The 16,259-nt window shown below is 69.2% G+C and carries 8 protein-coding genes; 4 read left to right on the top strand and 4 right to left on the bottom strand.

Annotated elements, in window-relative coordinates:
• Positions 1 to 204 precede the first annotated feature (204 nt).
• Positions 205 to 8,643 (top strand): DNRLRE domain-containing protein, encoded by an 8,439-nt coding sequence (locus ACFRMN_RS27755; RefSeq protein WP_383024114.1) that lies wholly within the window; start codon positions 205 to 207, stop codon positions 8,641 to 8,643.
• A gap of 42 nt (positions 8,644 to 8,685) precedes the next feature.
• A complete protein-coding gene (locus ACFRMN_RS27750) occupies positions 8,686 to 9,228 on the top strand; it encodes a hypothetical protein (protein WP_383024112.1) in 543 nt (180 codons plus the stop codon).
• A 251-nt stretch (positions 9,229 to 9,479) separates the two neighbouring features.
• Here the strand turns inward: ACFRMN_RS27750 and ACFRMN_RS27745 are convergent, their stop codons facing one another.
• Positions 9,480 to 10,256: a VOC family protein gene (locus ACFRMN_RS27745; protein WP_383024109.1), complete on the bottom strand. Its 777-nt coding sequence runs from the start codon at positions 10,254 to 10,256 to the stop codon at positions 9,480 to 9,482.
• 207 nt (positions 10,257 to 10,463) lie between these two features.
• Between ACFRMN_RS27745 and ACFRMN_RS27740 the strand changes: the two genes are divergently transcribed.
• On the top strand, positions 10,464 to 11,291 hold the full coding sequence (locus ACFRMN_RS27740; RefSeq protein WP_383024106.1) for a sulfurtransferase: 828 nt from the start codon (positions 10,464 to 10,466) through the stop codon (positions 11,289 to 11,291).
• Positions 11,292 to 11,380: 89 nt separating this feature from the next.
• Here ACFRMN_RS27740 and sepH read toward each other — a convergent pair whose 3' ends face one another.
• Positions 11,381 to 12,442, bottom strand: a complete 1,062-nt coding sequence (gene sepH / locus ACFRMN_RS27735) for a septation protein SepH (protein ID WP_351390669.1) — start codon at positions 12,440 to 12,442, stop codon at positions 11,381 to 11,383.
• A gap of 458 nt (positions 12,443 to 12,900) precedes the next feature.
• Between sepH and ACFRMN_RS27730 the strand changes: the two genes are divergently transcribed.
• Positions 12,901 to 13,719: a hypothetical protein gene (locus ACFRMN_RS27730; protein WP_383024103.1), complete on the top strand. Its 819-nt coding sequence runs from the start codon at positions 12,901 to 12,903 to the stop codon at positions 13,717 to 13,719.
• On the opposite strand, the gene ACFRMN_RS27725 is transcribed toward ACFRMN_RS27730, so the two are convergent.
• Positions 13,716 to 15,035 (bottom strand): D-arabinono-1,4-lactone oxidase, encoded by a 1,320-nt coding sequence (locus ACFRMN_RS27725; protein WP_383024101.1) that lies wholly within the window; start codon positions 15,033 to 15,035, stop codon positions 13,716 to 13,718. The genes ACFRMN_RS27730 and ACFRMN_RS27725 overlap by 4 nt on opposite strands.
• Positions 14,995 to 16,242, bottom strand: a complete 1,248-nt coding sequence (locus tag ACFRMN_RS27720) for an MFS transporter (protein WP_383024098.1) — start codon at positions 16,240 to 16,242, stop codon at positions 14,995 to 14,997. Before ACFRMN_RS27720 ends, ACFRMN_RS27725 begins: the two co-directional genes overlap by 41 nt.
• Positions 16,243 to 16,259: the final 17 nt, after the last annotated feature.

Here is a 16,259-nt window from a genome sequence, read left to right as displayed (position 1 = left end):
GATGGCGTGAAATTGAGATACGGGCGGGCGATAGCCTGCCTCGTGGTTTCGGCGGTTGCCGGGACCATGCTTCCACAAGTCGCTTATGCGGCACCGGTTTCAAATGATAACGGCAAGGGTATTGTCGATACCTTCGCGAGCTGGTTCTCGGAGGACGACGACGAGTCGGGCGGGCCAAAGGAGCCGTCGACCGGTGGGACTCCGGTGCTGCCGAGCCGGGAGAAGCTGCCGAAGGGCAAGGCTGCCGGGAAGACGAAGCGCGTTGCGGAACTGACGGGCAGTCGTACGGCGAACGCCCGGTACTGGAAGATGTCTGACGGCCGGGTGCAGGCCGAGGTGTCGGCGGTGCCGACCGGGTATCGGGCGGGGAAGTCGTGGAAGGACATCGACCCGACGGTCATCCCGACCGGCACCAAGGGCTTCGACTTCGCCAACACGACCAACGCCGCCAGTAGTTGGTTCGGGTCGGACTCCGACAGGCTGCTCCGCTTCGAGTCCGGTGACGGGCATGCTGTGACGCTGGGCCTTCAGGGCGCGGGCAAGCTCACCCCCGTCGCCAAGGGCGACACCGTCACGTACAAGGACGCCGTGGCCGGTGCGGACCTGTCGTACCAGGTCGGTCCGGGCCGGGTGAAAGAGAACATCCTCCTGGACCGGAAGCCCACGGGCCCGGTCTCCTTCACCTTCACGCTGGACGCCGGCGGGCTGACGCCGAAGCCGGGCGAGGACGGCTCGGTCTCCTTCTACGGCGAGGCCGCGAATCCGGTCCTGGTGATCCCCGCGGCGTTCATGACGGACACCAGGAAGGACGCCCAGTCGCCGTACGGGGTCTCGCACAGCAAGAAGGTCACCCAGAAGCTGACCAGGGCCGGCAATGGCTGGAAGCTGACGGTCACGCCCGATGCGAAGTGGCTGGCCGCGCCGGAGCGGCAGTACCCGGTCACGATCGATCCGACGATATCCATCGCGCCGACGCCGACGACGGCGCAGGACGTGATGATCTCCTCGGACGGTCCGGGGTCCAATTACGACGACAACTGGCGGCTGTCGGTCGGCAACACCTCCACGGGTTCGTCGCGTGCGCTGCTGCGGTTCCCGCTGACCGGCGTCCCGGCCGGTACCAAGCTCGACTCGGCCAATCTGAAGCTGTACTACGACCAGACACACACCACCGGTGACACCGAGGTCCAGCTGGAGGCGCACCGCGCCACCCAGGCGTGGACCGAGGACCAGGCGACGTGGAACAGCGCGAACACCCTCACCGGTGAGCTGTCGGGCACGGCGGTCGTGGTGGATGACGGCGACACCGGACGGACGGCTGCCGTCGGCGCGTGGCCGGCGTCGGGGAACACGGCGTACACGCAGTACGCGGTCAACCAGGATTACTTGTACAACAAGGACTCGGTCGCGGGTGACACGTACACCTGGCAGCCGAGCCTTCCGGAGGACGGCACGTACCAGGTCGAGGCGCACAACGTGCCGGCCTCGGACCGCGCCACGAACGCCCCGTACACCGTCACGTACGACGGCGGCAGCAAGGCGTACAGCGTCAACCAGCAGGCCGGCACGGCCGGTGTGTGGAAGACGCTCGGCTCGCACCCGTTCAAGGCGGGCACCCTGGGCAAGATCGTTCTGGGTGACGGTCCCGCATCGACCGCCACGTCGGTCATCGCGGACGCGGTGCGGTTCACCAAGGGCGGCGTGGTCACCAAGCAGCCGGGCGAGCTGAACACCTGGCACACCTTCCCGGTGACCAAGACGGTCCAGCAGTGGATCGACGGGACGTACACGAACAACGGTTTCGTGATCAAGGCCGGTGACGAGTCCGCGAACGGCCCGAAGGGCGGTCCGCGGTACGAGGGCAGTGAGTTCGGGTACGGCGGCGAGTCCGCCAACTACCCGCGCCTCGTCATGACCTTCGGGCGTCAGGGCGTCGACCTCGCCGCCCCGACCACGATCCACGACACCGGCGCGAAGCTGAACTGGTCGACGTACCAGGACTCCGATCCCGTCGGGATCGGTGACAACATCGCCGAGTACCAGGTCCACCGCTCCATCAGCCAGACCTTCACCCCGTCGGCCGCCACCCTCGTCGCGCCCGTCGCGCCCGCGGTGACCTCGTTCACGGACACGAGCGCCGTGCCGACGAAGGCCGAAGACCCGGACCCGTTCGGCCGCGCGTACTACTACATGGTCGCGGTCAAGACAAAGGACGGGCAGGTCATCGCCGCTCCGACGCAGTTGGTACGGCTGCCGAAGGCTGGACGGACGACCAAGGTGCTGGACGCCGCGCAGGACACCACACTGTCCTCCGCCCGACCCACGTCCACGCACGACACGATCGACGACGGCGGCCCGAAGAACTGGCTCAGCGTCGGCAACAACTCGGCCACCTACGGCGACACCCGCGCCGTGCTGAAGTTCCCTGCCCTCGGCATCCCGACCACGGCGCGGGTCCTCGACGCGAACGTGCGGCTGTGGGGCACGCAGACCGCGACGGACACCGCCGGAGCGCGCTACGAACTGCGGCCTCTGACGCGCGACTTCGACGAGGCCGCGGCGACCTGGGCCAAGGCGAACGCGACCACGAACTGGACCACCGCGGGTGGTGACTTCGGCACGGTGACGGCCGACACCGGGGCGAAGACCAACGACCCGGCCCGGCACGACTGGAACGTCACCTCGCTCGCCCAGTCCTGGGTGACGACTCCGTCGTCCCAGCAGGGCGTGATTCTCAAGATGGCCGACGAGGCCGCCTCGCAGGAGCGGACCCTGTTCCTTTCCTCCGAGGGCACCGAGCCACGGCTCCACCCCAGGATCGTGGTCACCTACATCGACTCGACCACCGAGTCGACGTACTACGCGCCGCAGACCCCGGCACGGATCACCCCGAACAGCGACCACACCGTCGAGTTCACCCTCACCAACACCACCACGTCCACCTGGAAAGCCGGCACCCACGCCCTGAGCTACCGGTGGGCGCTCCCGGACGGCTCCGACGTCACCACCGGCGGTAACCAGCTCCAGACCGCCCTGCCCGCCGACCTGCTGCCCGGTGACTCGGTCACCCTGCGGGCCGGCCTCCGCGCCCCCATCAACTCCGGCTCGGGCAACAAGCGCACCGAGTACGTCCTCACCTGGGACGTCCGGGACACGGTGGCGGGTACCTGGCTGTCCGGCGCGGGCGGCACAGCCGGACTCCAGCAGAACGTCACCGTCGAGGACCCGACCTCGGACCAGCTCGGCCTGGAGAAGTACTACTCGTACAACGGCACGAACACCGGCGCGGGTTCGTCGCTGATGAACAACACCGCCGCCGGGAACAGCGTCTGGCAGTACAACGCTCTCAGCAACCCGGGCCGCGGCCTGAACACCTTCGCCCGCTTCGCCTACAACACCCAGGACACCTCGGACACCGTCGCCGGTCACGGCTGGTCCGTGCAGGCCGCGGGGCCGATCCGGCTCGGCGCCCCGCTGGACTTCCACCCGAACCCGAACCCGCGGGAGGTCCGGCTGCCGGATGGGGACGGGACCACCCACACCTTCCGACTGCGGGACGACGGCACGTGGAAGGCGCCGGCCGGCGTCCACTTCCGGCTCTCGGCCAAACCGGGACTGGACTGCACCCCGGCGAAGGACCCCATACCGGACGCCTGGACTCTCACGCGCCCGGACGGCACGCGGTTCCTGTTCGGCTGTGACGGCTACCAGACGTCCGTCGTCGACAAGAACGGCAACACCCAGACGTTCACGTACGAGGAACGCAAGTCCAACAACAAGCCGACGAAGTTCCTCAAGTACATCACCGACCCGACCGGGCGGGAGACGCTCACCGCCGCTTACTACACCAAGGCGGACACCAGCAGCCCGAAGATCATCGACCACCTCAAGTCGATGACCGACGTCTCGGGCCGCACGCTGGCCTTCGAGTACTCCGACAAGGGACTGCTGACCAAGCTGACCGACGGCGCGGGCTCGTCCCAGCCGAAGGTCTTCGGCTTCACCTACGACGCCGAGCAGGGCAACAAGAACGTCAAACTGGTCGAGATCACCGACCCGCGCGGAAACGCGACCGGCCTCGACTACTACTACCCGGACGAGGGCGAAGACCCGAAGTACCACTGGTGGACCCAGACCCTCACCGACCGCATCGGCGGCCGCACCGAGTTCGCCTACGCCCCGGACACGGCCAATACCCGCTTCACGTCCGCGGTGGTCACCGACGCCGAGGGCCACAACACCACGTACGTCACTGACGACTTCGGGCGCCCGGTGCGGTCCGTCAACGCCAAGTCGCAGCAGACCGTGCTGGCGTGGGACGCGGACAACAACGTCACCCACATGGAGGAGAACAACGGAGCCGTCACCGCGTACTGCTACGACGCGCTCACCGGCTACCCGCAATGGAAGCGCACCGCGGAGAACAACACGGGCGGGGCCCCGCCGCAGAGCGACTGCGCGCCCGGCAAGTACCCGGCCGACGCCCAGAAGTTCGAGTACGCCAAGCGGCTGGACGGCTACTCCTCCGACCTGTCCCGCAAGACGTCGCCGCAGGGCCGCGCCTGGCAGTTCGGCTATGACAACTTCGGCAACCTGAAGTCGGTCACCGACCCGAAGGGCGTCTCGACGCCCGCCGAGGGCGACTACACGACTCGGTACGAGTACGACGCCCACGGTCAGCTCACCAAGTCCACCGACGCCAACGGCCACTCCACGGTGAACAGCGAGTTCGACCCGACCGGTTCCCCGGCGAAGATCACGGACGCGCTGAACAACAGCTCGACCTACGAGTACGACGAGCGCGGCAAGGTCACCCGGACCACCGACCCGCTGGGCACCCGCACCACGCAGACATACGACACGTACGGTCGGCCGGAGGTCAGGACGGTACCGAGGGACCAGGCCGAGAACGACCTGGTGACCGTTCCGGCACCCGACTACGACGCCAACGACAACGTCACCAAGGCGATCTCGCCCACGGGAGCGGTCTCCACGGCGGTCTACGACGCGGCCGACCAGATCACCGAGGCCACCTCGCCGCAGGACTCGCCGACCGCGCCCCTGCGCCGGACCGCCTACACCTACGACAAGACCGGTCACCTGAAGACGACCACCGAGCCGAAGGGCGTCGACACGCCCGCCGACCCGGACGACTACACCACCACCCAGAACTACGACGAGATCTACCAGCTCGCCTCGGTGGTCAACGCCGTCGGCGAGAGGATCACGTACTCGTACGACTCGGTGGGCAACAACGTCAAGGTCGTCGACCCGAAGAGGAACCGGACGGCGGACCCCGACGACTTCTCGTCGAAGATGACCTACGACCTGGAGCACCGGGTCACCTCGGTCACCGACCCGCTGGGCAATGAGACGCGCCGCGCCTACGACAAGGACGCGCTGGTCGTCGTCGACACGGACCCCGACGGCAACACCACCCTGTCCAGCTACGACGAGCGGGGCCGCAAGGCCGAGGTCAAGGTTCCGCACTCAAGCACCGGCGGCGACACCACGTACCGGACCACCCGTTACGAGTACGACCAGGTCGGCAACGCCACCCGGGTGATCACCCCGCGCGGCACGGAGACCGAGAACGCCGACGACTTCACCAAGCGCACCGAGTACGACGCGCTGAACCGGCCGGTCAAGCAGTACCTGCCGTACAACCCGTCGGACACCCGCTACAACGACCCGAACGTGTACACGCAGACGTTCTACGACGCGGCCGGCCGCGTCACCCGGACCTCGCTACCGCCCTCGGAAGGCCAGACGGTCCGCAACGACACCGAGTTCACCTACTACGACAACGGGTGGACCAGGAGCTCCACCGACCCGTGGGACATCCGGACCAGCTACGAGTACAACGACCTGGGGCTGCAGACCTCCAGGACGCTGAGCTCCGCCGGCGACTCCGTCAGCCGCACCATGGGCTGGAGCTACTACCCGAACGGCAAGCTGAAGGAGAAGACCGACGACGGCGTGCCGGTGGGCACCGCGGTGCCCCTCGTCGACAACTCCGACATCCAGCACACCGGTTCCACCGGCACCTGGACCACGGCGAGCCTCAGCGGGCAGCAGGGCTTCGACCACCGCGTGCACGCGGCCGGCGGCGGGACGGACGCGTACTCCTGGACGCTGAACATCCCCAAGAACGGCAAGTACACCGCCTACGTGAAGTTCCCGCAGGTCGCGGGTGCCAGCAAGACCGCCAAGTACAAGGTCACCCACACCGGCGGAAGCACCGACAAGACGGTCGACCAGACCGCCGCGGCGGGTACCTGGGTCAGCCTCGGCACGTACGACTTCACCCAGGGCAACGCGGCGAAACTGGAGCTGTTCCAGGCCGCCGACGGCAAGGTCGTGGCCGACGGGGTCAAGCTGGTGCGCGACCTGACCGGCGACATCGACGCGGAGAAGCACCACTTCCGCTACGCCTACGACCTCAACGACAACCTCTCGCTGATCGACGACCTGTCGCCCGGCGCCGAGGTCGACAAGTACACGATCTCCTACACCGGCTTGAACCGGGTGTCCCGGGTCACCGAGACCCTGGCCGGCCAGGAGAAGACGAACACGTCCTACACCTACGACCCCAACGACCAGCCCGAGACGATCACCCACCCCGACCAGTACTCGAAGTACACCTACGACCTGAGGGAGAAGGTCAAGTCGGTCTCGGTGGGCACGTCGCCCACGGACACCGACCCCAAGGTCACCTCCTACGCCTACACCGACCGCGGTGAGGTGCTGCGGGAGACCAAGGACAACGGCAACACCGTCGACCACACGTACTTCCTCGACGGAACGGTGAACACCAGCGCGGAGAAGAAGTCCGACGGCACGCTCGTCGCCTCGCACGCCTACGTCTACGACGCCAACGGCAACAAGGCGAAGGACACGGCGAAGAAGATGAACGCCGACAACCACTCGGCGTACCTGGAGTCCACCACCGAGTACACCTACGACCCGGTCGACCGGATCTCCAAGTCGGTGAAGACCGGCAACGGCGCCGCCACGGAGACGTTCGTCCACGACGACAACGCCAACGTCGTCCAGCAGACCGTCGGCGGCACGCCCACGGACTTCCGGTACGACCGCAACCGGCTGCAGACGTCGACCACCGCCGGGTCCGTCACCTCCTTCAACTACGACCCGCTGGGCCGTCAGGAGTCGACGTCCCACGACGGGCAGGTCGTCTCGCGCAGCATCTACGACGGCTTCGACCACGTCACCGAGTCCCAGCAACGGGACGCGGACGGCACCATGAAGTCGACGAAGTACACGTTTGACCCGCTCGACCGCACCTCGTCCAAGACCGCTGACGGCAAGACCACCGACTACCGCTACCTCGGCCTCTCCCAGGAGGTACTGACCGAGGAGGTGGCCGGCAAGCTCACCAAGTCCTACCAATACAGCCCGTGGGGCCAGCGCCTGTCGCAGGTCAAGCACAACGAGAACGGGACAACCGAGGACGCGTACTACGGCTACAACAGCCACACGGACGTCGAGACCCTGACCGACGGCACCGGCAACACCAAGGCCACCTACGGCTACACGGCCTACGGCAACGACGACTCGTCGGAGTTCACCGGCATCGACAAGCCGGACGCCGCCGATCCGACCAAGGAGGAGTACAACTCCTACCGCTACAACGCCAAGCGGTGGGACGCCGGATCCGGCACGTACGACATGGGCTTCCGCGACTACGACCCGGGGCTGAACCGCTTCACCAGCCGGGACATGTACAACGGGGCCCTGGCCGACATGGGTCTGGGCAGTGACCCCTTCACCGGCAACCGCTACGCCTTCACCGGCGGCAACCCGATCAGCAACGTCGAGGTCGACGGTCACTGGTTCGCCCTCGCCATCCCTGTGGTCGCCGCGGTCTTCGTCGTCGCGGTCGTGGTCACGGTCGCGGTCATCGCCGTGGCCGCCGCCGTCGACTACGTCGTCAGCGAGGTCCGGGACCGGATCGACGAGCGTTCCCGTGCGCGGGACGACGCCGACGCCGAGCCCGCACCTGCCCCGCGGCCCGTTCCGCGGCCCCAGCCGGAGCCCGACAGCGACGACGACCGGTCCGGTTGCGGTGACGGCTGGATCAAGTATGGCGAGCGGGACGCGGCCAACGGCAGCCGGGCCACGACCGGTGAGGCATGCCTGACGAAGGATTACCTCAAGAAGAACAAGGGCACGCCCGTGGGTTCGAACCCGCCCGGATACCAGTGGGCTCAGGGCTTCGCCACGGGCAAGGGGCTGGACGCACAGAAGAACGTCAACGCCTGTCACCTCATCGGCAACAAGCTGGCGGGCAAGGGCGTCCTGGCGAACCTCTCCCCATGCGCCCGCGGCGCCAACGCCAAGCAGATCGGTTCCACGCAGGGCGAGGAGCACATGAGAACGTACGAGAGCAAGGTCTACGCGGCCGTGATGGCCGGCCAGGACGTCATGTACACCGTGTCGCCCCGCTACGACGGCAGCAGGACGGTGCCGACCGGGTACGACATGTCGGCGTACGGCGTCAATCCCGACGGCTCGGCCGGGATCGACTTCCAGGTGTTCATACCGAACGAACTGAGCACGGGAGACAATCTCGGCACACAGATGGACAACGGCGCGGCGGCACCTACGGGGAGCACCCCATGACGCTGACCGACGAGGACCGAATGCACACAGAGCGAGGTACCGATGAGTGAGCTGGCCGATCTGGACGCCCTGCGACGGCTCATGCCGCCGCCGACGGACGGGGGCACGACGGTCGACTGGACCGCCCTCGCCGTATCGTGGGGCAAGCCCTTCCCGCTCGACTTCCAGCGCTACATGGAGGTCTACGGCCCCGGCGCGGTGCAGAACTACCTCTCGATCGGTAGGCCGGAGCCCAAGGTCCCGCTGGAGCAGGCACCGCGGGACGGCATGGTGATCGAGACGGCGAACGCCGAGGCCGACTGGGAGACGGAGGAGAAAACCCCCGAACTGGAGGGCACTTCTCCGGTGCTGATCACCTGGGGGGTCGACGCCACCGCGGACATGCTGTGCTGGGACGCGTCGGACGACGATCCCGCCAAGTGGCCGGTCGTGGTCTATCAGCGCAACGATTCGCTGTGGAGCCGCTACGACTGCGGGATGGTGGAATTCCTCGTCCGGAACTTCCATGCCGAATGGCCGGAGAACCCGCTGGGCAGCGAGTTCCTCTGGGGCGTGAGTGAGGTGACGTTCCAGGCACGCGGCTGACGCTCCGCGGTAGGCGCGGCAGGTACGGAGACCCGGACCGACCGACGCTTTCTTAGGGATCGTTGCAACACGTGGTCGTGTTGGTCAGGCCGCGAGCGGTTTACGCGGGCGCTCGGCTGGGGTTTCCCAGCCGAGCGTTTCGCGTGGGCGGCAGTTGAGTTCGGTGGCCTCCCCGGACGTCCTCCCGGTCCGAGCCGCCGCTACCGGGGCCGGCCGCTCACGTCATTGGGAGCCGGCCGGTACGCCCCCGGTCAGTGCGTGGCCGACCGTACGATCGTGAAGACCGCGCCCTCCGGGTCCGCGACCGTCGCGAGCCGCCCGTACGCGCCCTCGCGCGGTGGCGTGATCACCCGCCCGCCCAGTTCGGTCACCAGCCCCGCCGCGGCGTCCGTGTCGTCCACCTCGAAGTACGTCATCCAGTGCGAGCCCAGATCGCGGCTGAGCGACCGGCCGACGCCGTGCAGCGAGGCGACGGGCCGGTCCTCCAGACGCAGCGTCAGAAAATCGAAGTCGGGGGAGACGACCGCCTCCACGTCATAACCGAAGAGCGCTTCGTAGAACTTGCCGACCGTGGATGTCTCACGGGTGATCAGTTCGTTCCAGATCGGTGTGCCATGGGCCCCGGCCACGGCCGTGCCGATATGCGCCGCCGCCTGCCAGATCCCGAAGACCGCACCCGACGGATCCGAGGCTATGGCCATCCGGCCGGCCTCGGCCGCGTCCAGCGGTCCGACGCCGACGGTGCCGCCGCAGCTCCTGATCGTCTCGGCCGTCAGATCGGCGTCGTCCGTCGCCAGATAGGTCATCCAGGAGATGGGCAGCTGCCGGTCCGGCGGCAACTGCCCGATGCCCGCGATCTCCTTGCCGTCGAGCAGTCCGCGGACATACGGTCCGAGCTGCTGCGGTCCGGGCTGGAACTCCCAGCCGAACAGCGCTCCGTAGAACTCCTCGGTCGCGGCAAGGCCGTGCACCATCAGACTCACCCAGCAGGGTGTGCCGGGTGTGCGCCGGATCGCTGCCTCGGTCATCGTCACTCTCTCCTCGGACCTTCGTGGTGGCGGCCCAGGGCCGATTGCGAGCCGCCGTGACATGGCCGTACGGCCGTGGTGATGCTGTCACCCACCGGCATCCCGCGCCGGGTGGCCGCGCCGCATTTGGCGGGATCTCGATTCGCTGTTTACCCCCCGTTTCTCCACCGTTACGAGCGGCCCGGAGAGTACGCGAGGATGGCGTCCATGACAGCCATCATCACCGCAGCAGAACTCGCCTGCGAGTCGGCCGGGCCGCGCCCGCCCGTCCTGCTCGACGCCCGCTGGCAGCTCGGCGGTCCGCCCGGCCGCGCGCAGTACGAGGCCGGCCATCTTCCGGGCGCCGTCTACGTCGACCTCGACCAGGAACTGGCGGGCCCGCCCGGCGCGGCCGGCCGGCACCCGCTGCCCGAGGTGGAGGCCTTCGGCGCGGCGATGCGCCGGGCCGGAGTCTCGCAGGACAGACCGGTCGTGGTGTACGACGGCGGACAGTCCTGGGCGGCGGCCCGCGCCTGGTGGCTGCTGCGCTGGGCGGGCCACCCGGACGTCCGGGTGCTGGACGGCGGGCTGGCCGGCTGGACCGGCCCCGTGACCACCGAGGTCCCCGCGCCGGAGGAGGGCGACTTCACCCCGGCGCCCGGCGCGCTCGGGCTGCTGGACGCGGACGCCGCGGCGGCCCTGGCCCGCGAGGGACTGCTGCTGGACGCGCGGGCGGCCGAGCGCTACCGCGGCGATGTCGAGCCGATCGACCGCGTCGGCGGCCATATCCCCGGCGCGCTGTCGGCGCCGACCACGGAGAACGTGGCTGAAAACGGCGGGTTCCTCCCGGCCCAGGATCTCGCGGCCCGCTTCGCGGCGCTGGGGGTCACCGGCGATTCGAAGGTCGGCGTCTACTGTGGCTCGGGTGTTTCGGCCGCCCATGAGGTGCTGGCCCTGGAGATCGCGGGCATCCCGGCGGCGCTGTACGCGGGTTCCTGGTCCGAGTGGTCCGCCGACACGTCGCGTCCGGTCGCCAAGGGGCCGGATCCCCAGTAAGAGGCGGTAGATCCTGAGCGCGCCGGAGGGGCCGGTGCTCACCAGCCGTGGTGGGCACCGGCCCCTCCCGCTCCGTAGGTACGTACGTGCTAATCCTGCTTCTTGCGGCGTGTACCGAACACGATCTCGTCCCAGCTCGGCACCGCGGCCCGGCGGCCCGGACGTACGCCGTCCGCCTCCGCCTGGCGGTCCGTCGTACCCGTGAGCCGGTCCCGGTGACCGGCCACCGAACGCGGCATCAGCACATCCGCGTACGCCGATCCGGCACCGGCGGAGGCGGCGGGCGCCACCGGCTCCTCGGCGTCCGGCTCTTCCTCCTGGTCGGCGGCCGGGCCCACGGGCTGCTCGGGCACCACCATGTCGCCGCGGAAGCTCGGCACCGCCTCCAGCAGGCTGGTCAGCGAGTCGCGCTCACTCGTGTCGTCCGGCTCCGGTGCGACCGGCCGCTCCAGCTGCCGGTCGAGGGAACGATCCAGCGGCCGGTCGCGCGGCAGCCGCGCGATCCGGGGCACGAACGGGAAGCTCGGCTCCTTCGCGGCGACCGTGTCGTCCGTGTCACCGATCAGCGCGCGTGCCTCGTCGTCCACGGCCTGTACGAGCCGCCGGGGCGGGTCGTACGTCCAGCTCGCGGAGTGCGGCTCGCCCGCGACCAGATAGACCAGCAGGACTTCCCAGGTGCCGTCGTCGCGGCGCCAGGAGTCCCACTGCACGGTCTCCTTGTCGGCGCCGCGCAGCGTCAGCCGCTCCTGCACGGCCTCACCGAGCTGGGGCCCGGTGTTCTCGCCGGGCCGGCGCACCGCCGTCTTCCTGGCCCGCTCCGCCATGAAGGCGCGCTCGGCGAGCACCGGGCCCTCGAAGCGGCGGACCCGGTCGACCGGGATTCCGGCGTGCTGCGCGACCTCCTCGGCGGAGGCACCGGCTCGTATCCGCGCCTGGATGTCACGCGGTCTGAGGTGGCTCTCCACCTCGATCTCGATCTGGCCGAGACGGGCGCGGTCATTGCGCACGGCGGCGCGCAGCCGCTCATCAATCGGAAGCGTGTATTCCGTACTGTCGGCAGCTTTGAGCACCAGTCGTGTGCCGTCGTTGGAGACGGCCACGACACGCAGTTCGGGCATGGGGACCTCCCGGGTGGTGCCTGCCGACGTCACGTGCGTCGCTGCTTCCGCTAGTCGAGTGTGGCCTGCCCGGGTGCAGCCTGCCACAACCTTTCCGTGCTGCTGCCCGGCGTGTCGGGCATGGGTCCTGGATCGCCGATGGCACGGTTACCTGTTTGCGACGCAGAGTGACGGACTCGGTCACTCTCTGCAGCAGGTGCCCGTACGGTGCCACGGCTCCGCCGGTTCGAGTGCCACGTTCGGCCCCCTTCCCGTAGGTCCCGGACACCCATGAGGGAGTCCGGCCCCAGGGCTCGCCACAGTACTCCATTCGGGCCACGGGGGTGGACCGGCGCGCCGCCCAAGTTCTCCCAGGGTAGGGGAGTTGGGTCTCGGTGACGATCCCGAACGGGTGTCCTGCTTCACAGAACCTCCGAAATCGGAACTATTCGTTTCGCTCAGTTGTCCTTTCTTGGTGCAAGGTAGGGCAGATGGGCGATCAGGGGCGGTAGATGGATCAGCGGTCGGGCAGCGGTACGCGGCAGAACGAGAGCGAGGTATCCGGGAACCCGCCGGCGCAGCGGCTCGATCTGAGCGTCGCGCAGGTCGCGGGCAGCACGCTCGCGGCGGTCGCGGCGGCCGTGCTCGCCTCCCGGCTCGGCGTGTACGGGACGATCGTCGGCGCCGGTGTGGTCAGCGTGATCGCCACCTGCGGCGGCCCGGTCTTCCAGCATCTGTTCCGGCGCACCGGCGAGCAGATACGCGAGGTCACCGTCCAGGTGAAGCCGGGGGGCCGGCAGGTGCCGGTACGGGACGATCCCGGCAATCCACCTGTTCCGGACGGGGTGTTCGGGGAGGCCACCACCCATGGCACCCGGGTGCGGGGCTGGAAGCGCCCGCTCCGCGCGGCCGTTGTCGTCTTCGTGGTGGCGATGGTCGGCATCACCGGGTTCGAACTCGCCGCCGGGCGGGATCTGAACGGAGGCAAGGGGACGACCGTCGGATACGTCGTACGCGGCGGTGGCGGCGATTCCACCCCGTCGAAGGACCCCGCCAACTCCCCCGGCCCCGGCGGGGATCCGAGCGGGACACCCGACGGGCGGTCCTCGGGCGGCACCGGAGGTACGGACCCGAGCGGCACGCCAGGCACCGGACCGAGCACGGGTACGGGCGCGGGACAGGGCGGCAGTCCGGATCCGTCACCCACTCCGTCCACCACGCCCTCCGCCACCCCGTCCGGCCCCGGCGGCTCCAGTCCGGCTCCGACACCCTCCAACGGCACCGGCGGTACCGGAACGAGTGACACCACAACGGACAACTCGACGCCCTAGTCCCCGAGGACCCGCCGCAGATAGTCGTTCCCGAACAGCCGGTCCGGATCCAGCCGGTCCCGTACCGCCGTGAACTCGCCGAAGCGCGGATATACCCCGGACAGATACGCCGCGTCCCTGGTGTGGATCTTCCCCCAGTGCGGCCGGCCGCCGTGCGCGGTCATGATCCGCTCCACCGCGGTGAAGTAGGAGCGGTACGGCGTGCCCCGGTACAGATGCACCGCGATGTACGCGCTCTCCCGGCCCGACGCCGTCGAAAGCGCGATGTCGTCCGCCGGAGCCGTCCGTATCTCCACCGGGAAACTCACCCGTAGCGGGGAACGCTCGATCATCGCCTTGACCTCGCGCAGCGCCCCGATCGCGGCCTCGCGCGGCAGCGCGTACTCCATCTCCACGAAGCGCACCCGGCGCGGGGAAGTGAAGACTTTGTAAGGGATGTCCGTGTACGTACGGGCGGAGAGAGCGCGGCTGGAGATCTTGGCGAGGGCGGGGATGGTCGCGGGAACGGCACGGCCGAGCGAACAGGCCATCTGGAAGGCCCCGTTGGAGAGGAGTTCGTCGTCGATCCAGCCGCTGAGCCGGCCGGGCGGCGCCGCGTGACCCGCGCTGCGGTTGTTGCGCTTGGTGTTGCAGTTGCCGGTGTGCGGGAACCAATAGAACTCGAAGTGCTCGTTCTCCGCGACATGCTGGTCGAACTCGGCCGTGACCCGGTCGAAGGTCATCGGCTCCTCACGGGCCGTCAGCAGGAAGACCGGCTCCACAGCCAGGGTGAGCGCGGTGACCACACCCAGCGCGCCGAGCCCGATCCGGGCGGCGGCGAAGACCTCCGGGTTCTCCTCGGCCGAGCAGCGCAGCAGCGAGCCGTCGGCCGTGACGAGTTCCAGGGCCCGGATCTGGGCGGCTATGGAGGCCGAGTCCCGGCCGGTGCCATGGGTACCGGTGGAGGTGGCGCCCGCGACGGTCTGCTCCATGATGTCGCCCATATTGGTGAGCGACAGTCCCTCCCTGGCCAGCGCCGTGTTCAGCCGTTTCAGAGGGGTGCCCGCCGCCACGGTGACAGTGCCCGCCGCCCGGTCGGTCTCCCGGATGCCGGTGAGCAGATCGGGGCGGATCAGCACCCCGTCGGTGGCGGCGGCCGCGGTGAAGGAGTGGCCCGTACCGACGGCCTTGACCCTGAGTCCCTCCGCCGCCGCCCGGCGTACGATCCCGGTCAGCTCCTCGACGGAGGCCGGGGACACCACGCGGGCCGGACGGGCCGCGACGGTTCCCGCCCAGTTACGCCACGCTCTCGTGGCCGTCGTACGGTTCCTGGTCATCCGCCCCGCGCCCTCCCCGACTCGGTACCGGCCCGCGCAGCCGGCGATACCCCAGGAACGCCACCACGGCCGCGGCCGCGCCCGCCGCGACGGGCACTCCGTACCCCGCCTCGGCCCCGGCCGCGTCGACCACCCAGCCGGCGGCCGACGAGCCGAGCGCCACGCCGACCGCGAGCCCGGTACTGGTCCAGGTCATGCCCTCGGTCAGCTTGGTGCGCGGTACGTGCGCTTCGACGAGGGCCATGGTCGTCACCATCGTCGGTGCGACGGAGAGGCCCGCGACAAAGAGCGCCACGGCCAGAAACGGCAAGCTCCCGGCCAGTTGGAGGGGGATCATACTCAAGGCCATCGCGCAGATACCCACCAGCCACCTTCGTGCGGGAGGTCCGGTGAGATGCAGCAGCCCGAACACCACCCCGGCGAGGCAGGATCCGAGCGCGTACACGGCCAGCACCAGACTCGCGGCCGTCTTGTGACCCCGCTCCTCCGCGAAGGCGACCGTCACCACATCGACCGCGCCGAAGATCGTCCCGGTCGCGACGAAGGTCGCCACCAGGACGCGCAGCCCGGGGGAGCGGAGCGCCGAACCCCCGGTGTGCAGCTCGCGTGGCCCCGGTACGGGCTCGGTGGCCCGCTGCGCGGTCAGCCAGACGACCCCGACGACCAGGAAGACGGCCGCGAGCAGCGGACCCGCCTCCGGGAACCAGGCGGTCGAGAGCCCGATCGAGACGATCGGACCGACGATGAAGCAGACCTCGTCGATGATCGACTCCCACGCGTACGCGGTGTGCAGCTCGCGCGGTGAGCCCCGGTAGAGCGCGGCCCAGCGCGCCCGCACCATCGCGCCGAGGCTCGGCACACAGCCCGCGCCCGCGGCGAAGACGAACAGGGTCCAGTCGGGGGCGGACTGCTGGGCGCAGACGAGCAGCCCCGCCACGGACGTCACCGCGACCAGCGTCGCCGGGCGCAGGATCCGCCCCTGGCCGTGCCGGTCGACGAGCCGGGAGATCTGCGGACCGAGCAGCGCGGCGGACATCGCCAGCGTCGCCGAGAGCGCCCCCGCCAGCCCGTAACGCCCCGTGAGCTCGGAGATCATCGTCACGATGCCGATGCCCATCATGGCCAGCGGCATTCTGCCGATCAGACCGGCCGCACTGAATCCCTTGGTACCGGGAGCGGCGAAAATCGCATGGTAGGAACTGGGCAACGGACGCTCCGGTAAGG

It is taken from the genome of Streptomyces sp. NPDC056835 (genome assembly GCF_042789485.1).
GTDB lineage: Bacteria > Actinomycetota > Actinomycetes > Streptomycetales > Streptomycetaceae > Streptomyces.
Note: the sequence above shows the minus strand (reverse complement) of the source record. Positions and strands in the feature narration are given on the sequence as shown.